This is a genomic window from Acidiphilium iwatense, assembly GCF_021556475.1.
Lineage (GTDB): Bacteria > Pseudomonadota > Alphaproteobacteria > Acetobacterales > Acetobacteraceae > Acidiphilium > Acidiphilium iwatense.
Map to the genome: position 1 here is coordinate 30,641 of NZ_JAKGBZ010000022.1, position 20,915 is coordinate 51,555.

The following is a 20,915-nucleotide window of genomic DNA, read 5'->3' on the forward strand; positions in this document are numbered from 1 at the left end:
GTTGTCGTTGCGCAGCGACCATACGGCACCGAAGGGCAACCGTTCACCGTCGATAGGTCGATAGACGACGCCGGGGAAGGCCGCGCCGGTTGTCGCCTCGCTGGTCAGGGTCAGACCTCGGCCGAGCCACCTAAGGGGATTCGAACGCGGGGCCAGCACGCTTGAGGGCGACGACCCTCAGAGCACCCGAAACACTACATGCGACCGGCCCCAGCTATGCGGTGGTATCTCGGTGGTATCTTTCCCAAAAATCAAGGGCGACGACCCGAAGGTCGCCGTGCCATCCCATTGATTTCTCGATGGAATTTGGAGCGGGCGAAGGGATTCGAACCCTCGACCCCAACCTTGGCAAGGTTGTGCTCTACCCCTGAGCTACGCCCGCTCGGCGAGCACGCTGATACCCAGCTTCGATGGCGATTGCAAGCCACCGGACGATCCCGTAATCCGCTTGCAACGAGGCCATGACAGCCCGATTGCTCGCCACGGCTTGCGCCTCGGCAGCGAGCCATCATGTAAACCATCAAATGAACGGATTGCTTGCCATGGATCATCCATTGGGACCGAAAACCGCATCCTCCGGCCAAACCACGGCGGATGACACCATGATCGTCGAGGGAAATCAGGCCAACTTCATGAAGGACGTGGTCGATGCGTCCCGTGAACGGCCGGTTCTGGTGGATTTCTGGGCGACCTGGTGCGGACCGTGCAAGACCTTGACACCCGCGCTCGAGAAGGCGGTCCGCGCGGCTGGCGGGCGCGTGAAGCTGGTCAAAATCGACATCGACCAGAACAAGGCCCTGGTGCAGCAGCTCGCTGGCCTCGGCTTGCCCCTGCAGTCGGTGCCCACCGTGGCCGCGTTCTGGCAGGGCCAGATCGCCGATCTGTTCCAGGGCGCGCTGCCTGAAAGCGAAATCCGCCGCTTCATCGAGGCGTTGCTCAAACTCGCCGGATTGTCCGCGCCGTCGGCCGATCTGATCGCCGACGCGCGCAAGGCGCTCGATGCGAACGACTCCGCCCAGGCGGCGGAATTGTTCGGCGCCGCCCTGAACGAGGACCCGGAGCGTCCGGAAGCCTGGGCCGGCCTGGCGCGCGCATTGCTTGCCCTGGGCGACGATGCGCAGGCCGAGGCAATACTCGCGGATGTTCCCACCAAACTGGCTGATCATGCGGACATCGTCGGTGCCCGCGCCGCGATCGCCGTGGCCCGCGAAGGACGCGAGGCCGCCAGTGCAAGGAATACGCTCGAAACCAAGCTCGCGGCCGATCCGAACGACCATGAGGCGCGCTATGCTCTCGCAAATGCGCTGAATTCGGTCGGCGAACGTCAGGCGGCGGCCGATGCCCTGCTCGAAATCATGCGCCGGGATCGGAGCTGGAATGACGACGCCGCGCGGCTTCAACTTTTGAAATTCTTCGAGGCTTGGGGGTTCGACGATCCCGACACCATGACGGCACGCCGGAAATTGTCGGCCTTTCTGTTCAGTTGACCGTCGAGCCTGGCATGACAGGGGCTGCCGCACGGATCGAGGGACTCCCGGAAATCTTCCCGGTTTTCCCCTTGACCGGCGCCTTGCTATTGCCAGGCGGCCGGTTGCCGCTGAACATTTTCGAACCGCGCTATCTCGCCATGGTTGACGACGCCCTCGGCGCGGGTCGGGTTTTCGGGATGATCCAGCCCGATCCGCAACGGCCCGAGGGCCCGGTGGGGCCGAATTTATATCGTATCGGTTGTCTCGGACGGATTTCTGCATTCAGCGAAACCGATGACGGCCGTTACCTGATTACTCTCACGGGTCTGATCCGATTTTGCGTCGTCGAAGAGGCCGAGATGCGGCGCGGTTATCGCCGCGCTCATGGCGATGTGTCGGAATTCCGCCATGACCTGGTGGTAGCGGCAGGCGGCGAGGGGATGGCCGATCGAACGGTGTCCCGGTCGCGATTGATGGCATCGCTTCGACGCTATTTCCACGCGACCGGCGTGGATGCCAACTGGGACGCCATCGAGGCGATTTCGGACCAGGCTCTGGTCATCACCTTGTGCATGGCCTGCCCATTCAGTCCGGTGGAAAAACAGGCCTTGCTCGAAGCGCCGACCGAGGCCGAACGCGCTTCTGCGTTGCTGGCGCTCCTGGAAATCAACGCACACAGGCATCACGAATAGGCTCGCTGCCGCTCGACATCGGCGAGTTTCCAGATATAGGCGATGATTTCCGCGACGGCCTTATAGTGTTCCGGCGCGATTTCGGACTCGACATCCAGGCGGAATAGAGCACGTGCGAGAGGCGGATTCGCGACGATCGGTATCCGGTTGTCGCGGGCCAGTTCGCGGATATATCCGGCCAGCCGATCTGCCCCCTTGGCGACGATTTTCGGCGCCTCCGCTTGGCCCTGCCGGTATTCGAGAGCCACGGCGTAATGGGTCGGATTGGTGACGACGACGCTCGCGCGCCCCATCGCCGCCTTCATCGTCTGTTTCGTGCGGCGTGCCCGCAACGCGCGGAGCCGGGCCTTGATCGCGGGGTTGCCGTCGAGCTCTTTCTGCTCATCCTTGACCTCGGCGTGAGACATGCGCAGCCGGATCGCGAATTGAGTACGCGTCCAGACGAAATCGGCGGCGGCGATCGCCCCATGTGTGACCATGGCGGCAATGACGACGGCAACGGCCAGACGCAAAATCATCGCGGGAAGGGCCGGCACAGGCAGCACCAGCGCATCGATGACGTGGCCGGCATGAACAATGAGCACAAGGTAAATCGCAGCGCCGAGACCGCAAAGCTTGCCGACCGACTGCAACGTTTCAATCGCGTGCTGGGCACTGAATAAAGACGAAAGGCCACCCAACGGGATCAGGCGATTGAACCGCAGGGTGATGGCGGTGATTCGAAGCCGAAACCTAGTCTGAACCAAGGTGGCGAACAACGTTCCCAGGGTCGCCGCGCCAGCGATCGGGAGAACGATCGTGAGGGCAGCGTGAAACGCCAATCTGATCGTCGGGCCGGGTTCTCCCACCGAACCGGCATGGCTCAGAATGCCAGAGAAAATTCTGGATAATCGCAGCGCCGCAGCAGGCAGAAGCGATCCAAGAACCAGCAGGGCCGCGCCAAGCCCCGCCATTGTGGAGACCTCGCGCGATATCGGTGCTTCGCCATCGTTGTGCGCCTTGACCAGTCGCGTCGGCGTCGCGGCTTCGGTGCGGCTTTCCGGTTCGGCCATGGTTTATCGGCCCGGTCCGGTCATAGGCTGAAACCGTTGGTCAGCAACCGGTCGGTCACGTGGCTCCAGACCTCGATCATCGGAATCAGGGCAGCGCCGAGAAGAATCAGCCCGCCAAGGATCTGCAGCGGCGAGGCCACGAAGAACACCTGCAATTGCGGCGCCGCCTTGGCCATGAAACCGATGCCCACCTGCCAGATCAGCCCCACGACCAGAAACGGAGCCGCGAGTTGGATGGCAAGGAGGAATTCATCCGCGACGCAGGCGACAATCCCGCGCAGGACACTGCCATAATCAAGGGCGTGTGCCGCTCCGCTCGCGATGCCGGGCGGCAGCCAATGAAACGAATTGAGCAATCCGAGCAGCGGGGCGACGAACAGTCCGGTGCCGAGCATGAGCGCGGGCAACCCGACGCTCAGCCCGGTCGAAATCAAGGTGTTGCTAGCCCCCATTTCAGTGCTCGGTAGCAACACGCTTGCGAGCCCGATCTGATAGGAAATGATTTGCCCCGCCACGGGCAGGGCGACCACGATGGTTTGGGTCAGCCAGCCGAGCGTCAATCCGATCACCGCCTCCTTCGCCAGGGTCGCCGCGAGAATGATCGGTGCCGCCGGGATATGCGGCAGCGTCCCGCCGACGAGCGGCGCGATGATGATTGTGAGGGTGAGCGCCAGCCCGATTCGGATGGTCGGCGGGACGGTGGCATCCGCGAAACCGGGCAGCAGCATGACGGCACCGCCGATGCGAATGAAAACCAGCAGCGCACCGAACATCATATCGGCGACGCCCGGTCCCGTCATGACCTTCCGACCCCGATCATCGAGGTGAACAACGCATGGGCGAATTGCAGCAAGGCGCTTTGCATGAACCCGCCCATCACCAGGATCACCCCGACGATTGCGGCAACCTTCGGCAGAAAGACCAGGCTCGCCTCGTTGATCTGGGTAACCGCCTGCAAAAGCGAGATGACAAGCCCGGTCGCGAGCGATGCGATCAGCGGCGGCCCGGCCAAACGGGCGGCAAGATACAACGCCTCATGAAGCATCACGGCAATCGACGGATCGGTCATGGGGGCTCGTTCTGGCAAGGCATCGCTTCGCTTCGGATCAGATCGGCATATTCATGATCGACTGGTATGCCTGGATCAGCCGGTCGCGAATTGCCACGGTGGTTTGCAAGGCGAGTTGGGCCTGCGCCACCGAGGTGACGATTCCGGTCAGATCGCCCTGGCCTTGAAGCCCGTTTCGCGCCGCTATCTCTGCCGATGCACTTTGATCGACCGCCGTGCCGATGGCATGGGTCAGAAAGCCGGCGAAGCCGCTTCCAGCGGTTCCGGCGCCGGAGGCGACATGATCGTAAGTGGCGGCGGCCGAGGCGGGATGCAGCGCCGATGCGGAAATGCCGAACATCAGATCAGACTCAGCGTGCGCGTCAGCATGCCGCGCGTTGCGTTCATCACCGACAGATTGGCGTCATAGGATCGTTGCGCCTGCTGCATGTCCATCAATTCCACGAAACTGTTGACATTGGGCAGCTTGACGTAGCCCTGCGCGTTTGCCGCCGGGTTGGACGGATCGTATTTGACCGGAAACGGGCTCCGATCGTGCCCAATCTGGTCGACCGAGACGAGCTGCGTCTTCAACGTCCGGTCGAACCGGTCGCCGAAGGTGATGGTCTGCCGCCGATAGGGATTGCTGCCGGGCGCCCCACCGGTGCTTGCGGCATTCGCGAGATTTTCCGCGATCACCTGCAGCCGTGCGCTCTGAGCCGACAGGCCGGACGCGGAAATTGCGAGAGTCGTGCCGAAATTCATTTTGCCCTCTTTGCTAAAGCGTGTTGCCCAAGGCGGTGCGAAACATGCCGAGATAGGATTTGTAGATATTGACGGCGTATTGCTGCGATATTTGGGTCCGCGCGATCGCGACGAGCTGCTGGCTGAGCGAAACCGCATTGCCGTCCGGCGCACGGGCGGCAATCCGGGCCGCCGTCGCGATTGTGCCGCCCGCCGGCGTAGCATTCAGATCGTCGGCATGCGTGGTCATGAGCGGCAAAACACCGCCGCCGCGCAGAAGGACGGAGAATGGAACAGCGGTTTTCGGCATGAAACCCGGCGTATCGAGATTGGCGACATCCCGCGCGTACAGCCTCTGGGACTGATCGAGATACGCGACGCGTGTTACGGCAAGCCCTAGCAAATCTGCGATCATGGCACCCTCGGAACGATGACGCGATCATGCCGGAGAATGCTTAACAAATGATGAATGGTATCGGCCGCGCCATTTTAATTTTCTGCGGCAAAAACGCGATGTGGAAACGAAATATTAATCAATCTGCGTTCTCATGCGGCCATGGTACCGAATCGACAATCTACCTTTCGCCGCCCGCCGATTTGTCGCGCCGGCGCGGGCGCAAGACCATGATCGGCCTGCCGATGCTGGGTTCCGTGGCCGGCGCCTTGATCCTGGTGATCGTCTTGCTTCTAGGGCTCGCTGCCGCGGCACGGCGGTTCGATCTGCCGCGTCGCTTGGGCCAAAACCTTCAAGGCGCCGTTCCATCCAGGGCGCGGCAATCATGCCGGATCGACCGGGCCCGGACCCTGTCGGTCGTTGAACTGGGCGGATTCCGCTTCGCCGTTCTGAGCGGCGGCGGGTCGGACCAGTTGCTGATCCTTCCGGCGTCCGGTGGGAGGCACGCACCATGACGGTTTTCGGCCGGGCGAGCGCCACGATCACCTTGTTGCTGCTTGTCGCCGGCGCACCCGCTGCGGCGCATGCACAGTCGGTCACGCTCGATCTCGGCCACGGCGGCGCGCCCGAAACGGCGAAGCTGGTTCAACTCGTCGTCATGATCGGCGTGATCGCGCTCGCGCCGAGTCTCCTGGTCATGCTGACCGCGTTCACCCGCATCATCATCGTGCTTGGCATTCTGCGCACCGCTCTGGGCACGCAGACGATCCCGCCCAACACGGTGCTGATCGGGCTCGCGCTGTTCCTGACCTATTTCGTCATGCAGCCCGTCTTCGAACAGGCCTGGCACGCCGGATTGTTGCCGATGAGCCAGGGAACCGTCGGCACGATTGACGGGTTGCGTCATGCGGCGGCGCCGTTCCGCGCCTTTCTCGCCGACAATGTCCGCGCCTCGGATATCAGACTGTTTCTCGCGATCGCCCATATCAAGCCACCCGCCGACATGCTGCACGTTCCCTGGCGCGTCCTTGTGCCGGGCTTCGTCGTGGGCGAACTGCGCAGGGGCTTCGAAATGGGCTTCATGATCTATCTGCCGTTCATGGTCATCGATCTGGTGGTGTCGTCGATCCTGATGAGCCTCGGCATGATGATGCTGCCGCCGACCACGGTTTCCCTGCCGTTCAAGTTGATTTTTTTCGTCCTGGTGAATGGATGGCAATTGGTGTGCGGCAGCCTGGTCCGCAGCTTTCCGCCGATCCACCCGTAGCCGGCCGGCTTGACGGAAACCGCACCGGGCGATAAGGACGGCCCCGAAAAAGACCGGGTCTCGGAACAACCAGCCGAGCCCTGGTTTAGCTATTGCCAACGACCTGAAGAGATAAGCAACACATTATGGCCAACATCGCCTCCGCGCAGAAGCGCATTCGTCAGACCGAGCGCCGCACCGCCCGCAACAAGGCGCGCCGCTCGCGCGTTCACAGCTTTGTCCGCAAGGTCGAAGAGGCGATTTCGGGCGGCGATCATGCCAATGCCGTCGCGGCCTTCGTCGCCGCCCAGCCGGAACTGCAGCGGGCCGTGACCAAGGGCGTTCTGAAGGCCAATACGGTGTCCCGGAAGCTCTCGCGCCTGTCGGCGCGGGTCAAGGCGCTCGCCGCCTGATTGCCCCTAAGCCGCCACAGCATGGTCATTTGGCCAGTAAAGCCGGTGGCGGCGCACGCGGTTCCTGAAGTTTAAGCTTCAGGATTTTTCACGGTTTTTGCGACAACGGATTGATCCCGCAACACTTTACCGTGTTGCGGTGTTGTTGCTTTGCAACCAAACGCGACTTGCGGTAACGCGATCTTTTCCCGCTTGAAAAGAAGCGATCAATCGCCTGATTTCATGAAGGGATTTGAAAAGTTCAATGATTTTTCTTGATTTTTCGGAACATATCCGGCTTGCGCGCCGCCCCGGATTTGGCCTAACCTAGGTGCTTCGATCGGCAAACCAAGCTCTTGGCGTGTAGCTTTATCGAGATATTTCAACCATTGGTTGTAGAGTGCGATAGGACTGCGCCACGGAACAGTTTGGCCGGGCGGACGGGGATTGCGGCAGAATGAGGGAGGCGATGCGATTGGAAGCCCAGGTTTTGCAGGATCAGGCAACCGAGGCCGCCATGCCGGCGAGCGTCCTTCCCGATGGCACGGATGGCGACCTGCTGACGCGCCAGTGGGCGCGGGTACGGGCGCGCCTGCAGGATGAAATTGGCGAGGTCGAATATCGTCACTGGCTCCGCCAGGCGGTGCTGCACGGGCTCGACGGCGATGAAGTGACCGTGATGCTGCCGACCCGTTTTCTGCGCGACTGGGTCAACAAGGAATATGGCGCGCTGCTGACGGTGCTCTGGCAATCCGAAAACAAATCGGTGCGCCGGGTCGATATCCGTACCCGGCCCGCCGGCAATGCGAGCGCCGCGCCCGATCTTGCGGAACCCTTGCCGGTCCTGGCCCATGGCAAAACCACCGCAAGGCGCGATGCCGAGGATCGTTCGGAAACCGCCGCCCCGCTTGATCCGCGCTTCACCTTCGAAACCTTCGTGGTGGGCAAGCCCAATGAATTCGCCTATGCCTGCGCCCGTCGCGTGGCCGACGGCCATGCGGCGCCCGGCTTCAACCCGTTATTCCTCTACGGCGGAGTCGGGCTCGGCAAGACCCATCTGATGCACGCCATCGCCTGGGAGCTGTCGCATCGCGAGGGCCGCGATGTGGTGGTCGCCTATATGTCGGCGGAAAAATTCATGCACCGCTTCATCAGCGCACTGCGCCGGCAATCGACCATCGAATTCAAGAACGAGCTGCGCAGCGTCGATGTATTGATGATCGACGATCTGCAATTCCTGATCGGCAAGGACGGCACCCAGGAGGAATTTTTCCACACCTTCAACGCGCTCGTCGATGCCGGCAAGCAGATCATCGTCTCGGCCGACAAATCGCCGTCCGACCTGTCCGGTATCGAGGACCGGCTGCGCACCCGGCTCGGCTGCGGCATGGTCGCCGATGTCCACGCCACCACCTACGAGCTTCGGCTTGCGATTCTCGAGGCGAAGGCCGCCCGCGCCGGCGTTCCGGTGCCGGGCCGGGTGATGGAGTTCCTCGCCCAGAAGATCACCTCCAATGTGCGTGAGCTGGAGGGCGCGTTGAACCGGCTGGTTGCCCACGCTCATCTGTTCGAGCGGCCGGTCACGCTGGAAACCGCGCATGAGGTGCTGCACGACGTGCTGCGCGCCTATGACCGCAAGATCACGATCGAGGAAATCCAGAAACGCGTCGCGGAACACTACAATATCCGGGTCAGCGAAATGTCGTCGGCCCGGCGCGCCCGCAACATCGCGCGGCCCCGGCAGATCGCGATGTATCTCGCCAAGCAGCTCACCAGCCGCAGCCTGCCGGAGATCGGCCGCAAATTCGGCAACCGCGACCACACCACCGTGATGCACGCGGTCGCCAAGGTGAACCAGTTGATCGGCGCCGATCCCGGTTTCGCCGAGGATGTCGAGCTTCTGCGCCGTACTTTGATGATCTGACCTTGCCGATTACGGGGTGACGATTTTCGGCAGGGCGCCGCGCGCCACGACGAGCCGGATCACATAAGGATCGGCCGGCGCTGGGGTGCTGCCGCCATGCCAGGCCGCGCGCACCAGCCGGGCATAGGGGGTGCTCAGCGTGGGCGTCGCCGAATGATAGGCGCCGATCGCCGCCTTCCAGGAACCGAGCCGCGCGTGCAGCCTGACGAGAAATCGCGCTGCGTAATCCGCATTGGCGGCAGGGTCGAAGGCGGCGCGCACCGACCCGAACGCATCGGGATGGTCTTCGAGATCGATCTGAAAACAGCCGACATCCACCGCCCGCGCTCCCGACGCCAAGGCTTTACGCACGAAATCCGCCGCCTCGGCTTCATTGCCGAACCAATGGCCGGCACCATCGGCATCGACCGCGTAGGGCGAGGGCGTGGCCAAGCCGGCTGCCCCGCTCATCCGTCCGCTCTCGACGTTCCCGATCGCCTCCAGCAAGCCATTCGGTAGCCCGGTTCGCGCCGTCGCCGCCTGGGCCGCCGCGACGCAATCCTGGGGTAGCCTGGCTCCGGCGGCAGCGATGCCTCCAAAGCCGCAAAGGACGAGAATGGCGCCGACAATCGCGCCGCACCGGCACCAGCGCCTGCCGGACAGCCAAAACGCGCCGGGTGCGATCGAACCGGGCATCGGTTTTCTGACTCCAGTTTAATTGCGCGGTCAAACACAACCGCTTGTTTTGGGCGGTCGTTACACCCAACTCGCTAAGGTCTGATTAATCCAGGGACCGGTTCGGCCCGTGCCGATTCACGCGGTCAAGGCCCCGGTCGCAATTTGGGAAGGAGCTAACCATGCGGACTCTTCTTATGGCCGGAACGGCGCTGATGCTCATGGGCGGGGTTGCCCTGGCGCAGAGCGCAACCGGCGGCACGTCGGCGGCCGGCGGCCAGACGGGTAGCGCGGCGTCGGGATCCATGAACTCCTCGATGTCCCATTCCAGCCACGCCATGATGTGGCATCAGGGGATGGGCAATGGCAACGCCGCCTACATCTCGCATCACATGGGCGGCAACATGCCGGTCGGCGCCTCGGCCGAGACCTATCTGCACATCGCCCAGCGGGCGGTGATGGCGCATGACAAGGCGCACGCGCAGGTCGCCCTCGGCCGAGCCGAGACCGATCTGCTGACCAATTCCTATGTCCAGGGTACGGTCAATGGCCCGATCAGCTCCCCGGCCATTTCCGCCGTCCGCGATGCGCGTCGGGCAGTCCAGAGCGGCCAATATCAGAATGCATCGATGATGATTCACAAGGCAATGACGGAGATGCATGGCGGCATGATGAGCAAACCCGGCGGCATGATGCGGAATCCGGGCATGGCGCCTTCGAACGACGGCATGGCCCCGCCGAACGGCATGGCGCCCCCGAAGCCCAGTTCGTCAATGTAAAACCGCTCGCATATCCAATACCGAAGGGCGGCCATGCGCCGCCCTTTTTGAGTCGCGCTCGCTTTTGCACTGCAAAACGTGTAGGACGGCCGCGATTACTCCCGAAAGACCCGCATCATGACCCAGAATACGCTGCGCAACGTGGCGATCATCGCCCATGTCGATCACGGCAAGACCACTTTGGTCGATCAGTTGCTGAAACAATCCGGCTCGTTCGGCGCGCACCAGCACGTGGCCGAGCGCGCGCTGGACCGCAACGATCTGGAACGCGAGCGCGGCATCACCATCCTGGCGAAATGCACCGCCGTGCAGTGGGGCGACGTGCGGATCAACATCGTCGATACCCCCGGCCACGCCGATTTCGGTGGCGAGGTCGAGCGCATCTTGAACATGGTCGATGGCGTCGTGGTGCTCGTCGATGCCGCCGAGGGCGTCCTGCCGCAGACCAAGTTCGTGGTCGGCAAGGCGCTGGCGCGCGGCCTCAAACCGATCGTCGTGGTCAACAAGATCGACCGGCCGGACGCCCGCGCCGATGAGGTTCACACCGAGGTGTTCGACCTGTTCGCCGCCTTGGGCGCGACCGACGAGCAGCTCGATTTCCCGATGCTCTACGCCTCGGGCCGGCAGGGCTGGGCGACCGCCACGCTCGATGGCCCCCGCGAAACCCTCAAGCCGCTGTTCGATCTGATCCTCAGTCACGTTCCCGCGCCCGCGCTGCCGGAAGACGCGCCGTTCGCCATGGTCGTGACCATTCTGGAAAGCGACAATTTCCTGGGCCGCGTGCTGACCGGCCGGGTCGAACAGGGTCGCGCTACCGTCAACATGCCGGTCCGCGTCATCAGCTTCGACGGACGCGCGGTGGAAACCGGCCGCCTGACCAAGCTGCTCGCTTTCCGTGGGCTGGAGCGCGTGCCGGTCGATGAGGTTTCGGCGGGCGACATCATCGCCGTCGCCGGTCTCAAGGAAGCCACCGTGCCGGACACGATCGGCGGCATGGAGATCGCCGCGGCCCTGCCGGCCACCCCGATCGACCCGCCGACCCTGGCGATGACCTTCCGCATCAACGACGGCCCGCTCGCCGGACGCGAAGGCAAGAAAGTCACCTCGCGCCAGATCCGCGAGCGCCTGTTCCGCGAAGCGGAAGGCAATGTCGCGATCAAGGTGACAGATTCCAACGAAACCGAGGCGTTCGAGGTCGCCGGGCGCGGCGAACTCCAGCTCGGCGTGCTGATCGAGCAGATGCGCCGCGAGGGCTTCGAACTCACCATCGGCCGCCCCCGTGTGCTGACCCGCGAAAACCCGGAAACCGGCGCGCGCGAGGAGCCGATGGAGGAAGTGCTGATCGACGTGGACGAACCCTATGCCGGCGTCGTCGTCGAAAAAATGAGCCGCCGCAAGGGTGAGTTGCAGGATATTCGCCCCTCCGGCGGCGGCAAGCAGCGCCTGACCTTCCATATCCCCAGCCGCGGCCTGATCGGCTATCACGGCGAATTCCTCACCGACACGCGCGGCTCGGGCGTGATGAACCGTCATTTCATCGGCTACGGCCCATGGAAGGGCACCTTGGAAGGCCGCCGCAACGGCGCCCTCGTCTCCAGCGCCGACGGCGAAAGCGTGCAATACGCGCTGTTCGCCCTGCAGGATCGTGGTGCGATGTTCATCGGCGCGGGCGAGAAGGTTTATGTCGGCATGGTTCTGGGCGAGCATTCGCGCGAGAACGATCTCGACATCAATCCTGTCAAGGAAAAGAAGCTGACCAACATCCGCGCCGCCGGCAAGGACGAGGCGCTGCTCCTGGTCCCGCCGCGCCGGCTCAACCTGGAACAGGCGATCGCCTATATCGAGGATGACGAGCTGGTCGAGGTCACCCCCAGCGCGATCCGCCTGCGCAAGCGCCACCTCGATCCGCATACCCGCAAGAAGGCCGACCGCGCCTCCGACGCCGCCTGATACGGCGCGCCGGTCAAAACGTCGGTCATTGCGACCCCGAGCGTCACGCGAAAGCACGCATTCGCACGACGCGAGACGGAAGCAATCCATACGCGGTTGCGGAAGCCGAGGACACTACGCCATTTCTGCGTCCGCGCGCGAGCGGCTGGATGCCTGATCCGGCACCGGCTGGCCCTCGATCTCCAGCCGCTGCTTCGGCAGCGCGTGCGGATACTCCGCCTGCAGGAACGCGATCATCTGTTCGCGCACATAGCAGCGCAAATCCCATGCCTCGCCGGAATTGCGCGCGGAGACCAGGGCGCGCAGCTCGATCGTGTTCACCAGCGCGTGGGTCACCTGCAGCACCACCACCTTGCCGCTCCACAGCTTGGTGGAATGCACGATCTCATCGAGTTTCTTGCGCAGGATATCGACCGGCACGGTGTAATCGACGTTCCAGTGAACCGTGCCGATCAGTTCCGATGAATCCCGCGTCCAGTTCTGGAACGGCTGCTCCAGCAACCATGCCAGCGGCACGATCATCCGCTGCCAGTTCCAGATCCGCACCACCACATAGGTGCTGGTGATTTCCTCGATCCAGCCCCATTGTCCGTTGATCACCACCGCGTCTTCCACGCGCAGAGGCTGGGTGATCGCGATCTGGATGCCGGCGATCAGGTTGGACAGGACCGGCCGCGCGGCCAGCCCGACCACCAGGCCAGCCGCACCGGCCGAGGCCAGCAGCGAGACGCCATAGGCACGCACCGCCGGAAACACCATCAGCGCGGCGGCGAGGGTAATCAGGATGGTCAGCACATGGCTGGCCCGCCGCAACACCTGCCATTGGGTCACATGCTTGCGTGCCATCACATCGGCCTGGATGTTGTCGGGCCGGCGTGAGAGTTTGTAGACGGTCAGCGTATCGACCACGACCATCACGGTCCAGCCGATCAGCACGATGAACCCGGCGCTCAGGATATGCAGCAGCACGAACCGGGCCGCGGCATTGACCGGTGCCGCCGGCACTACAGCGGCGAGCAGGATCACGGCGAGCCCGAGAAACAGGATGCGCCGCGTGCGCTGCACCAGCATGCCGAGAACCGGCCGCCGGTCAAGGAGTCGCTTCGGGATGATGCGCACCAGAACGAAATGCAGGATCGCCGCCACCACCACCGCGCCCGCCAGCAGGATCGCGGTGGTGATCGCAGGCGGCCAGCCATGCAGCGCGACCGTCACATTGCCGGCGGCATGGGCGATGGGATTTGCCGGCGGGACCGTATTCTGGGCCATACTGTCTCCTCTGTGTCTGCAAACAGATCACAGAAGGCCAGTTAGAACCCGGCGGCGAGGTTGCAAGCTTTTGAAAATTACGTGAGTTCGATGGATTTTTCGGCAGCCTGTGCGCGCGGGCGATGGTTTCCGCTCGATTCCGCCGCATGGCCACCCTCCAGAAGCGCAAGGGCCTGGCGGCGCGCCGCGATCCGCCGCTACTGGAAAGAGGGGGGCGCGTGACGCCCCGCGGAATGCCCACTTCGGCTACGAGATTTACACGGCCGAAGCGGATACCGGCATCTGCCGCTGGTTCTGCACGTTCGAGCGCGTGCCATCGGGCGAGCGCGTGGAATTCGACGGGATATTCCGGTGCATATTCGCGTCAGACGGCAAATACCGCCATTTTCGGGAATGGTGGCACCGGCGCACCCTGTCGGCCTGAAATCCTGTCTGAAAAGCGCTGGCGGCGGCCGGTCTAGCCGCCGAAATAGCCCGGCAGGATCTTTTCCGAGGCGGTTTTCGGGTTCTCGGCGAGCAGTTTCGGGTCGGTCGTCACGATGATGGCACCGGACATCGGGTCGCCGAACCCGTGCACGCCGGGCCGCACCTTCGCTACCGTCCAGCCGCCCGGCTCCTTGGCCAGCACGGCATGGACCGAGCAGTAGTAATGCACGATGCCCTGGTGCTTGAAACTGATCGTGTAGGTGTGAACCTTGTCTCCAACCACCCCCTTGGTGCCGGCCACCGCGCCGTCGAAGCGCTTGCTCGTCTTGCCGGTCGCCGGGTTGTAGCCGACGATGGTATGCGGTCCGGTATCCTCGTTGACGAATACCACTTGCTGGCCGGGCCGCACCGCGATCAGATTTTCCAGAAATTCGTTTGCCCCGTTCATATGAATGTAAACCGGTTTCGGACTTGCCGCCTGCGCGCCCGCCCAGCCGCACGTCAAAACGCCGGCCGCCAGCGCGACCGCGAGAGAACGAGATGCCATACGCAATTTCCTTTCGGGATTTTGGACGTTTCAGGATTATATTATGTATACATTATCACGGAACAGCATGGATAGGAAGCGCGTGGTGCGTTCAACCCACCGTGACCGACGCCTTCGTGATCGTCTCGCGCTGTGCGTCGAACGCGCGGTCGAGATCGATCCAGGTACCGCCGATCAGCACCTCGGCGGGGCGAAACCGCGCCTTGTAGGTCATTTTGGCGCTCTCCGGCACCCAGTAGCCGAGATAGACGAAGGGCAGTCCCAGCTCGCGCGATCGTTCGATCAGCCATAATATCGCGTGGGTGCCGAGCGAATTCCGCGCCAGTTCCGGCGCGAAAAATGAATAGACCGCCGAAAGCCCGTCGCCGAGCCGGTCGGTCAGGCAGGCGCCGACCAGAAGGTCCGTCTCGTCGCGGAATTCCACCATCCAGGTCTCGATCGGCGTGTCCTCGACCATCGCGCGATAGTCGTAGAAGCTCATGCCGGCCATGTCGCCGTCGCCGTGGCGGGCCTGCTGATAGCGCTGGAAGAGCTGGAACTGCTCGGTGGTGGCGCGCGGCGGCATCTCGTAGGCGCGCAAGCCCTGGTTCAGCGCGGCGATCCGGCGTTGCGTGCGGTTCGGCATGAAATCGCCCGCGACGATGCGGATCGGAATGCAGGACCGGCAGCCCTGGCAGACCGGCGCATAGGCGATGTTGTGGCTGCGCCGGAACCCGCCGCGCGACAGCCGGTCGTGCATTGCCTCGGCATGGGCGCCCATCAATTCGGTCACCACCTTGCGCTCGGTTCGTCCCGGCACATAGGGGCAGGGCAGGGGCGCGGTGGCGTAGAAAAATTGCGGCGGCTTGGTCATCCCGGTCTTGATGTCGCGGGTCATGGCGTCGCTCGCATCATGGCATCGCCGGCGCCCGGTTCAGCGCGGTGGCATGAACCACGGTCAGGCCCGAGAGCAGGTCATGCGCCGCGCGGCGCCGCCTGGTCGCGAACATCACCAGGAAAGGCAACATGCTGAGCGCGAAGCTCAGGCCGAGCAGCACGGTCCAGGCGATCGACTGCGCCAGGCTGGGCCGCACCGGATCGGCGAGGATCAGCGTATCGTCCTGTCGCACGGTCAGGCCGAGCAGGCGCTGCCCCGGCGTCGCCGCGCCGCGCGTCTGCAGCCAGAGCACGTAATACACCGGCGGGATCAGCGGCGTCAGGTGCAGCAGCAGGAAACCGAGCCCGAGGGTGAGAAACCCGAGCACCACGATCACCCAGCCGATCGCCGCCGCCAGGATCGCGATCGCGATGACATCGACCAGGAACGCCAGGATCCGCCGTGGCCAGACATCGCGGGTCAGCCACGCATCCAGCACGAATCCGGTATCGAGCGACAGGCGTTGGCTCATAGGGAACAGAATATGACCGCGCCCCCGCCAAGGCAATGGCGCACGTCGTCGCGCGCCAAATGACCTTTCTTCCGGCCGGTTTTCGCCACACTGACCTTCTATCTCGTGAGCATCGGCATCAGACGCCGATGGAAGGTCATGAAAATGCGCTTCTATTCAACGCTTTTGGCTTCGGGAGCCGTCGCCCTCGGGCTGGCCGCCGCAACCATCCCCGCCCATGCCGACTGGCATCGGGGAGACGGCTGGCAGGGCGGATGGCAACGGCAAAACGACAACCGCTATTATGGCGGATGGCGGCGCCAGGATTATAATCGCGGCGGGTACGGATGGCGGCGCCGGGGCGATAATCAAGGCGATAACGGGTGGCAGCGCGATAGCTGGCGCGGCATCGGCGCCTACGCGTCTCCCCCGCCGGCCTACTACGCCCAGCCCCAGATGTCGTTCGGGATCACCCTGCCGATCGGCCGCTGATATGTCCTGATTCGTCATCACGAGCCGCGTCACGCGAAGGCGTGCATTCGCACCGTCACGCGAAGGCGTGCATTCGCACCGTCACGCGAAGGCGTGCATTCGCACCGTCACGCGAAGGCGTGCATTCGCACCGTCACGCGAAGGCGTGCATTCGCACGACGCGGCGATGCGATCCATCTATCGCCGCAACCCCGATGTCCTGCTCCATCATGGACACGCCGTAACGCCATTGCTACACGGCGCGGCGCGGACCGCCCCTCAGCAAGCTGGAAGTCTCGGATGAAAATCGTCGCCTGCAACAGCAATCCACCGCTCGCCCAGGCGGTCGCCGCCACCCTCGACCTCCCACTCACCCAGGCCCTGATCCGCCGCTTCGCCGATATGGAAATCCATATCGAAATCCAGGAAAACGTGCGCGGCGAGGATGTATTCGTCATCCAGTCCACCTCGTTTCCGGCCAACGACAACCTGATGGAGCTGCTCATCACGCTCGATGCGCTCCGGCGCGGCTCGGCGCGGCGCGTCACAGCCGTCATCCCTTATTTCGGCTATGCGCGGCAGGACCGCAAAACCGGCCCACGCACCCCCATCTCCGCCAAGCTGGTCGCCAACCTGATCACCGAGGCCGGCGCCAACCGCGTCCTCACGGTCGATCTCCATGCCGGGCAGATCCAGGGTTTCTTCGACATTCCGGTCGACAATCTCTACGGCGCGCCGCTGTTCGCCCGCGACGTCAAGGAGCGCTACGCCGGACGCGACGTCATGATGGTCTCGCCCGATGTCGGCGGCGTCGCCCGCGCCCGCGCCATCGCCACCCGCCTCAACTGCGACCTCGCGATCATCGACAAGCGCCGCGAGCGCGCCGGCATCTCCGAGGTGATGAACGTGATCGGCGATGTCGAAGGCCGCGACTGCATCCTGATCGACGACATCGTCGATTCCGGCGGCTCGCTGGCCAACGCGGCGGAAGCACTGATGCGCCACGGCGCGCGCTCGGCCTCGGCCTACGTCACCCATGGTGTACTGTCGGGCAGCGCGCTCGACCGGATCGAGGCCAGCCCGATCGAGACGCTGACCGTCACGGACAGCATCATGCTGACCAATTCCCGCGAATGCCCGGCCAATCTGCGGGTGCTGACCATCGCCCCCTTGCTCGCCGAGGCGATGCGGCGCATTTCCGACGAAACCTCGGTTAGTTCCCTGTTCGATTGAAACGTAAAGGAAACACCATGAAGCTCTATTACGGCCCCGGCGCCTGCTCGCTCGGGATCCACGTCATCCTCGAGGAAATCGGCAAGCCTTACGAAACGAAGGCGATCAATCTGCGCGAGGGCGAGCAGAACACGCCCGAATACAAGGCGATCAACCCGAAATCCAAGGTGCCCGCGCTCGCGCTGGACGACGGCAAGATCCTGACCGAATGGCCCGCCATCGCGGGCTATCTCGCCGCGACCAATCCCGAGGCGAAACTGGTCCCCGAGGACAAGCTCGAATGGGCGCGTTCAACCGAGATCATCGCCTATATCAACAGCCAGATGCACGGCCAGGGCTTCACCCGCATCTTCCGCCCGGAACGGTTCAGCCCGAACCCGGAAGAGAAGGACGCGGTGCGCGCCGAAGGCAAGCGGCTGTTCGCCGAAGGCTTCGCGATCATGGACAAGGCGCTCGGCGACAAGGACTATCTGCTCGGCCATTATTCGATCGCCGACGCGGCTTTGTTCTATGTTTCGTTCTGGGCGGAGGGGCGCAAGACGCTCGACCTGCCGCCCCGGATCGCGGCGCACTACGCGCGGATGCAGGCGCGCCCCGCCGTGCAGCGGGCGATGGCGGCGGAGGGTTTGTCCTGACCGGATTGCCGCGCGTCAAATTCTGGTTTCTCCGCCACGGCCAGACCGACTACAACGCGCGCGGCCTCTCGCAGGGTGCTGCCGATATTCCGCTGAACGACACCGGCCGGGCGCAGGCGCGCGATGCAGCTCCCTTGCTCGCGGGGCGCGGCATCGCCGGCATCGCCACCTCGCCGATGCAGCGCGCCCGCGAAACCGCCGATATCGTCAACGAAACGATCGGCGTGCCGATCCTCGTTGAGCCCGACCTGCGCGAGGTGGTGTTCGGCGGCATGGAAGGCCAGCCCTTGCATCCATGGTTCGGCGAATGGCTGGATGGCCGCTTCACCCCCGACGGTGCGGAAAGCTTCGCCGATATCACCCGCCGCGCCGCCGAAGCGATGGGCCGCGTGCTCGCCCATCCTGGTCCGCTGCTCGTCGTCTCGCATGGCGCGTTCTTCCGCGCGCTGCGTGGCCTGATGCGGCTCGACCTCGATGGGCGTACCGAAAACGCGCGGCCGATCCTCTGCGAACCGATCGGCCAGGACTGGCGCGCCACGCCTGTCGGCTAATCGGGTCGTGTCTCGGTTCGGATTTGGCTTAACAGTTCCTGATCGAGAACGCGTTCCCCTTCATCCCCGTTCACCAATCACGGTTGCACATCATCAAGGAAAGAAGCGGACGGCACGAAAAACAGACAGCCCGATACGGCGCGGCTGAAATCCAGCAGGCGGTCGTAATTTCCGTGCGGTTTGCCGACAAACATGTTCTCAAGCATCTCTTCGGTTATCGAAGGAGAGCGCGCGTAGCCGATGAAATACGTTCCAAACTCGCCTTTGCCGATCTCACCAAAAGGCATGTTATCGCGCAGAATGTCGACCTGCTTACCATCTCGGGTGACCGTGTTCAGCGCATTATGGGCATGGCTCGGCTTGGTCGCGTCGTCGAGTTCGACGTTGGAAAGTTTTTTACGGCCGATGATTTTCTCCTGTGTTTCGACGGGAAGCCTGTTCCAGGCATCGAGATCATGGAAGTATTTCTGGGTGATCACATAGCTTCCACCCCTGAAATCCGGATCTTCGGAGCCGATAAGCGCAGCTTCGACGGCAGCATCGTTTTCCGGATTTTCAGTCCCGTCGACGAAGCCGATCAAATCGCGATCGTCGAAATATTTGAAGCCGTGCACCTCGTCCACAACGGTCGAGACCGCGCGAAGGCGATCCATGATGAGCGCCGCCATTTCGAAACACATATCCATGCGAACGGCGCGGATGTGGAAGAGCAGGTCACCGGGGGTGGAGACTGCATGATGGACGCCTCTGATTTCCCTGAACGGATGCAACTCCTTTGGTCGCGGGCCGGGAAAGAGGCGGTCCCATGCCGCGGAGCCTATGCCCAGTACGCAGGAGAGTTGCCCGTTGAGGTCGCGAAATCCCACAGTGCGACGCAGGGATGCGAGGTCGGCGCAGAGAGCCTTGAAGGTGCTTTCGGCTTCGTTGCCGGGGTTGATGGTCAACACGAGGAAGATCGCGGCCCTTGTAAGGGACGCGACAACTGGCTGAGGTGTCTGATTGGGCAAAGCTGTGTCATCTCCTTGGGCCATGAGTTGCGTGCAATTCGAGCATAGCCCGATAGGCTTCAGAGATACAGTTTCAGAAACTGCTGATATTTTCTTTTTTGCAGAGCGGGATTCGAGACGTTGCATCTCGTGGTGGCCCTTCCGACTATCTTCCGGAACGCAGACCGTGTCCGATTTTGCGCGTCAGACAAAAGCTGACCCTCGGAGAGCGGAATGGCGGCTTCCGAGAAAAGAAAAGTGGATAATTGCCGCTCACGCCCTCGACCGGCCGCCTGCTTTCGAAGCCGAATAACCAGATCCAGGAAGGGACTTCGAAGATCGCCCTTTCAAATTGGCGTCGGGCGGATGTCCTCCGCGTCAATATCTGTCATGCAGCCGGACCCAGCTCATGGTGCCACCGGTTTCGTTACGGCCCTTGGGAGCGAGGTCGAGCCAGTTGAACGCACCCATCAGCAGCTCGGTGCCGCGGTGATAGGTCGAGTAGGTGTGGAAGATGTCTCCATTCTCGTCCTTCACGAAGATACTGGTGCCGAACATCTCCTGGCTGTTGCGGATCACCGTGCCGTAATTGTAGATCGCGCGGCCGGCGGCGAGGTCTTCAGGCGTGAACGACACGGCGAAATCGAAGTTGAAGTCGCTGCCGTGCGAGGAGACCCAGTGGAAGGTCCAGCCCATCCGCTCCTTGACCTCCTCGATCCGCGGGAGCGGCGCGCGCGAGACTGCGGCGAACGCCAGGTCCGCCTGCTCGAAATGCTGCCGCGCCGCATCGATATGGTCGGCGATGAACGAGCAGCCAGGGCAGATATGGTCCGAGCCCGGCGCCAGCATGAAGTGATAGATGGCGAGCTGGCTGCGGCCGCGGAACAGGTCGCCAAGCGTGCATCCGCCCTCGGGGCCTTCGAAGACATAGGGCTTCTCGATCCTGACCCAGGGCAGTTGCCGACGCTCGGCGCGGAGCGCGTCGAGTTCGTGGGTCATGGCGCGCTCCTTGGCGAGCAGCGCCTTGCGGGCGCCAAGCCACTCTTCGCGCGAAACGATAGTATGGTTCATGGTCAGTCTCCTTTG

26 protein-coding genes and 1 tRNA gene are annotated in these 20,915 nt (G+C 63.3%); 12 read left to right on the forward strand and 15 right to left on the reverse strand.

What is annotated here, in order from left to right:
• Window positions 1-307 precede the first annotated feature (307 nt).
• Window positions 308-382, reverse strand: a tRNA-Gly gene (locus L2A60_RS11975).
• Between the two features lie 160 nt (window positions 383-542).
• Here L2A60_RS11975 and L2A60_RS11980 point away from each other — a divergent pair.
• Window positions 543-1,487, forward strand: a complete 945-nt coding sequence (locus tag L2A60_RS11980) for a tetratricopeptide repeat protein (protein ID WP_235704613.1) — start codon at window positions 543-545, stop codon at window positions 1,485-1,487.
• A 14-nt stretch (window positions 1,488-1,501) separates the two neighbouring features.
• On the forward strand, window positions 1,502-2,161 hold the full coding sequence (locus L2A60_RS11985) for an LON peptidase substrate-binding domain-containing protein (protein WP_235704647.1): 660 nt from the start codon (window positions 1,502-1,504) through the stop codon (window positions 2,159-2,161).
• On the opposite strand, the gene L2A60_RS11990 is transcribed toward L2A60_RS11985, so the two are convergent.
• The 6 genes from L2A60_RS11990 to L2A60_RS12015 are packed head-to-tail and all read right to left on the reverse strand — an operon-like array spanning window position 2,152 to window position 5,420.
• On the reverse strand, window positions 2,152-3,213 hold the full coding sequence (locus L2A60_RS11990; RefSeq protein WP_235704614.1) for an EscU/YscU/HrcU family type III secretion system export apparatus switch protein: 1,062 nt from the start codon (window positions 3,211-3,213) through the stop codon (window positions 2,152-2,154). The two genes, L2A60_RS11985 and L2A60_RS11990, sit on opposite strands and share 10 nt — an antisense overlap.
• 20 nt (window positions 3,214-3,233) lie before the next feature.
• Window positions 3,234-4,013 carry a flagellar biosynthetic protein FliR gene (locus L2A60_RS11995; RefSeq protein ID WP_235704615.1) on the reverse strand — a complete coding sequence of 260 codons (780 nt, stop codon included), beginning with the start codon at window positions 4,011-4,013 and terminating at the stop codon, window positions 3,234-3,236.
• Window positions 4,010-4,282 (reverse strand): flagellar biosynthetic protein FliQ, encoded by a 273-nt coding sequence (locus L2A60_RS12000; protein ID WP_235704616.1) that lies wholly within the window; start codon window positions 4,280-4,282, stop codon window positions 4,010-4,012. The genes L2A60_RS11995 and L2A60_RS12000 overlap by 4 nt, the downstream gene beginning before the upstream one ends.
• A 37-nt stretch (window positions 4,283-4,319) precedes the next feature.
• The gene (locus L2A60_RS12005; protein WP_235704617.1) at window positions 4,320-4,622 is read right to left on the reverse strand and encodes a flagellar hook-basal body complex protein FliE; all 303 of its coding nucleotides are present in this window, start codon (window positions 4,620-4,622) and stop codon (window positions 4,320-4,322) included.
• Complete coding sequence (flgC, locus tag L2A60_RS12010; protein ID WP_235704618.1) at window positions 4,622-5,026, reverse strand: flagellar basal body rod protein FlgC; 405 nt, start codon at window positions 5,024-5,026, stop codon at window positions 4,622-4,624. The genes L2A60_RS12005 and flgC overlap by 1 nt, the downstream gene beginning before the upstream one ends.
• A gap of 13 nt (window positions 5,027-5,039) precedes the next feature.
• Complete coding sequence (locus L2A60_RS12015) at window positions 5,040-5,420, reverse strand: flagellar basal body rod protein FlgB (RefSeq protein WP_235704619.1); 381 nt, start codon at window positions 5,418-5,420, stop codon at window positions 5,040-5,042.
• 182 nt (window positions 5,421-5,602) lie between these two features.
• Between L2A60_RS12015 and L2A60_RS12020 the strand changes: the two genes are divergently transcribed.
• From L2A60_RS12020 to rpsT, 3 genes are all read left to right on the forward strand, one after another.
• Window positions 5,603-5,914, forward strand: coding sequence for a hypothetical protein (locus tag L2A60_RS12020; protein ID WP_235704620.1), 312 nt, complete (start codon window positions 5,603-5,605; stop codon window positions 5,912-5,914).
• Window positions 5,911-6,666 (forward strand): flagellar type III secretion system pore protein FliP, encoded by a 756-nt coding sequence (gene fliP, locus L2A60_RS12025; RefSeq protein ID WP_235704621.1) that lies wholly within the window; start codon window positions 5,911-5,913, stop codon window positions 6,664-6,666. The genes L2A60_RS12020 and fliP overlap by 4 nt, the downstream gene beginning before the upstream one ends.
• 125 nt (window positions 6,667-6,791) lie before the next feature.
• Entirely contained in the window at window positions 6,792-7,058 is a 267-nt protein-coding gene (rpsT, locus tag L2A60_RS12030) for a 30S ribosomal protein S20 (RefSeq protein ID WP_235704622.1), read from the forward strand.
• Window positions 7,059-7,264: 206 nt separating this feature from the next.
• Here the strand turns inward: rpsT and L2A60_RS12035 are convergent, their stop codons facing one another.
• Window positions 7,265-7,423, reverse strand: a complete 159-nt coding sequence (locus L2A60_RS12035) for a hypothetical protein (RefSeq protein ID WP_235704623.1) — start codon at window positions 7,421-7,423, stop codon at window positions 7,265-7,267.
• Between the two features lie 131 nt (window positions 7,424-7,554).
• Between L2A60_RS12035 and dnaA the strand changes: the two genes are divergently transcribed.
• Window positions 7,555-8,961 (forward strand): chromosomal replication initiator protein DnaA, encoded by a 1,407-nt coding sequence (gene dnaA / locus L2A60_RS12040; RefSeq protein ID WP_235704648.1) that lies wholly within the window; start codon window positions 7,555-7,557, stop codon window positions 8,959-8,961.
• Window positions 8,962-8,970: 9 nt separating this feature from the next.
• On the opposite strand, the gene L2A60_RS12045 is transcribed toward dnaA, so the two are convergent.
• The gene (locus L2A60_RS12045; RefSeq protein ID WP_235704624.1) at window positions 8,971-9,636 is read right to left on the reverse strand and encodes a transglycosylase SLT domain-containing protein; all 666 of its coding nucleotides are present in this window, start codon (window positions 9,634-9,636) and stop codon (window positions 8,971-8,973) included.
• 161 nt (window positions 9,637-9,797) lie between these two features.
• Between L2A60_RS12045 and L2A60_RS12050 the strand changes: the two genes are divergently transcribed.
• Both L2A60_RS12050 and typA read left to right on the forward strand, forming a co-directional pair.
• Entirely contained in the window at window positions 9,798-10,394 is a 597-nt protein-coding gene (locus L2A60_RS12050; protein ID WP_235704625.1) for a hypothetical protein, read from the forward strand.
• A gap of 117 nt (window positions 10,395-10,511) precedes the next feature.
• Window positions 10,512-12,344, forward strand: coding sequence for a translational GTPase TypA (gene typA, locus L2A60_RS12055; protein ID WP_235704626.1), 1,833 nt, complete (start codon window positions 10,512-10,514; stop codon window positions 12,342-12,344).
• A gap of 114 nt (window positions 12,345-12,458) precedes the next feature.
• Here the strand turns inward: typA and L2A60_RS12060 are convergent, their stop codons facing one another.
• From L2A60_RS12060 to L2A60_RS12075, 4 genes are all read right to left on the reverse strand, one after another.
• On the reverse strand, window positions 12,459-13,613 hold the full coding sequence (locus L2A60_RS12060) for a mechanosensitive ion channel family protein (RefSeq protein WP_235704627.1): 1,155 nt from the start codon (window positions 13,611-13,613) through the stop codon (window positions 12,459-12,461).
• A 457-nt stretch (window positions 13,614-14,070) separates the two neighbouring features.
• Window positions 14,071-14,586: a cupredoxin domain-containing protein gene (locus tag L2A60_RS12065; protein ID WP_235704628.1), complete on the reverse strand. Its 516-nt coding sequence runs from the start codon at window positions 14,584-14,586 to the stop codon at window positions 14,071-14,073.
• A gap of 91 nt (window positions 14,587-14,677) precedes the next feature.
• A complete protein-coding gene (locus L2A60_RS12070) occupies window positions 14,678-15,463 on the reverse strand; it encodes an arginyltransferase (protein WP_235704629.1) in 786 nt (261 codons plus the stop codon).
• 13 nt (window positions 15,464-15,476) lie between these two features.
• Window positions 15,477-15,974 carry an RDD family protein gene (locus L2A60_RS12075; RefSeq protein WP_235704630.1) on the reverse strand — a complete coding sequence of 166 codons (498 nt, stop codon included), beginning with the start codon at window positions 15,972-15,974 and terminating at the stop codon, window positions 15,477-15,479.
• Between the two features lie 138 nt (window positions 15,975-16,112).
• On the opposite strand from L2A60_RS12075, the gene L2A60_RS12080 reads away from it, so the two are divergent.
• From L2A60_RS12080 to L2A60_RS12095, 4 genes are all read left to right on the forward strand, one after another.
• The gene (locus tag L2A60_RS12080) at window positions 16,113-16,445 is read left to right on the forward strand and encodes a hypothetical protein (RefSeq protein WP_235704631.1); all 333 of its coding nucleotides are present in this window, start codon (window positions 16,113-16,115) and stop codon (window positions 16,443-16,445) included.
• A gap of 279 nt (window positions 16,446-16,724) precedes the next feature.
• Window positions 16,725-17,657: a ribose-phosphate pyrophosphokinase gene (locus L2A60_RS12085; protein ID WP_235704632.1), complete on the forward strand. Its 933-nt coding sequence runs from the start codon at window positions 16,725-16,727 to the stop codon at window positions 17,655-17,657.
• Between the two features lie 17 nt (window positions 17,658-17,674).
• Complete coding sequence (locus tag L2A60_RS12090; protein WP_235704633.1) at window positions 17,675-18,292, forward strand: glutathione S-transferase family protein; 618 nt, start codon at window positions 17,675-17,677, stop codon at window positions 18,290-18,292.
• A 5-nt stretch (window positions 18,293-18,297) separates the two neighbouring features.
• Window positions 18,298-18,843 (forward strand): histidine phosphatase family protein, encoded by a 546-nt coding sequence (locus L2A60_RS12095; protein ID WP_235704634.1) that lies wholly within the window; start codon window positions 18,298-18,300, stop codon window positions 18,841-18,843.
• Between the two features lie 77 nt (window positions 18,844-18,920).
• On the opposite strand, the gene L2A60_RS12100 is transcribed toward L2A60_RS12095, so the two are convergent.
• Both L2A60_RS12100 and L2A60_RS12105 read right to left on the reverse strand, forming a co-directional pair.
• On the reverse strand, window positions 18,921-19,874 hold the full coding sequence (locus tag L2A60_RS12100) for a Dyp-type peroxidase (protein WP_235704649.1): 954 nt from the start codon (window positions 19,872-19,874) through the stop codon (window positions 18,921-18,923).
• Window positions 19,875-20,207: 333 nt separating this feature from the next.
• Window positions 20,208-20,900, reverse strand: a complete 693-nt coding sequence (locus L2A60_RS12105) for a DUF899 domain-containing protein (RefSeq protein WP_235704635.1) — start codon at window positions 20,898-20,900, stop codon at window positions 20,208-20,210.
• Window positions 20,901-20,915: the final 15 nt, after the last annotated feature.

Coding starts and splice junctions, on each gene's coding strand:
- L2A60_RS12080 (WP_235704631.1), top strand. CDS start 16,113: ATGAAAATGCGCTTCTATTCAACGCTTTTGGCTTCGGGAGCCGTCGCC.
- typA (WP_235704626.1), top strand. CDS start 10,512: ATGACCCAGAATACGCTGCGCAACGTGGCGATCATCGCCCATGTCGAT.
- L2A60_RS12085 (WP_235704632.1), top strand. CDS start 16,725: ATGAAAATCGTCGCCTGCAACAGCAATCCACCGCTCGCCCAGGCGGTC.
- L2A60_RS11995 (WP_235704615.1), bottom strand. CDS start 4,013: ATGACGGGACCGGGCGTCGCCGATATGATGTTCGGTGCGCTGCTGGTT.
- fliP (WP_235704621.1), top strand. CDS start 5,911: ATGACGGTTTTCGGCCGGGCGAGCGCCACGATCACCTTGTTGCTGCTT.
- L2A60_RS12070 (WP_235704629.1), bottom strand. CDS start 15,463: ATGACCCGCGACATCAAGACCGGGATGACCAAGCCGCCGCAATTTTTC.
- L2A60_RS12005 (WP_235704617.1), bottom strand. CDS start 4,622: ATGTTCGGCATTTCCGCATCGGCGCTGCATCCCGCCTCGGCCGCCGCC.
- L2A60_RS12050 (WP_235704625.1), top strand. CDS start 9,798: ATGCGGACTCTTCTTATGGCCGGAACGGCGCTGATGCTCATGGGCGGG.
- L2A60_RS12000 (WP_235704616.1), bottom strand. CDS start 4,282: ATGACCGATCCGTCGATTGCCGTGATGCTTCATGAGGCGTTGTATCTT.
- L2A60_RS11985 (WP_235704647.1), top strand. CDS start 1,502: ATGACAGGGGCTGCCGCACGGATCGAGGGACTCCCGGAAATCTTCCCG.
- rpsT (WP_235704622.1), top strand. CDS start 6,792: ATGGCCAACATCGCCTCCGCGCAGAAGCGCATTCGTCAGACCGAGCGC.
- dnaA (WP_235704648.1), top strand. CDS start 7,555: ATGCCGGCGAGCGTCCTTCCCGATGGCACGGATGGCGACCTGCTGACG.
- L2A60_RS12060 (WP_235704627.1), bottom strand. CDS start 13,613: ATGGCCCAGAATACGGTCCCGCCGGCAAATCCCATCGCCCATGCCGCC.
- L2A60_RS12015 (WP_235704619.1), bottom strand. CDS start 5,420: ATGATCGCAGATTTGCTAGGGCTTGCCGTAACACGCGTCGCGTATCTC.
- L2A60_RS12075 (WP_235704630.1), bottom strand. CDS start 15,974: ATGAGCCAACGCCTGTCGCTCGATACCGGATTCGTGCTGGATGCGTGG.
- L2A60_RS11980 (WP_235704613.1), top strand. CDS start 543: ATGGATCATCCATTGGGACCGAAAACCGCATCCTCCGGCCAAACCACG.
- L2A60_RS12065 (WP_235704628.1), bottom strand. CDS start 14,586: ATGGCATCTCGTTCTCTCGCGGTCGCGCTGGCGGCCGGCGTTTTGACG.
- L2A60_RS12090 (WP_235704633.1), top strand. CDS start 17,675: ATGAAGCTCTATTACGGCCCCGGCGCCTGCTCGCTCGGGATCCACGTC.
- L2A60_RS12105 (WP_235704635.1), bottom strand. CDS start 20,900: ATGAACCATACTATCGTTTCGCGCGAAGAGTGGCTTGGCGCCCGCAAG.
- L2A60_RS11990 (WP_235704614.1), bottom strand. CDS start 3,213: ATGGCCGAACCGGAAAGCCGCACCGAAGCCGCGACGCCGACGCGACTG.
- L2A60_RS12045 (WP_235704624.1), bottom strand. CDS start 9,636: ATGCCCGGTTCGATCGCACCCGGCGCGTTTTGGCTGTCCGGCAGGCGC.
- flgC (WP_235704618.1), bottom strand. CDS start 5,026: ATGAATTTCGGCACGACTCTCGCAATTTCCGCGTCCGGCCTGTCGGCT.
- L2A60_RS12100 (WP_235704649.1), bottom strand. CDS start 19,874: ATGGCCCAAGGAGATGACACAGCTTTGCCCAATCAGACACCTCAGCCA.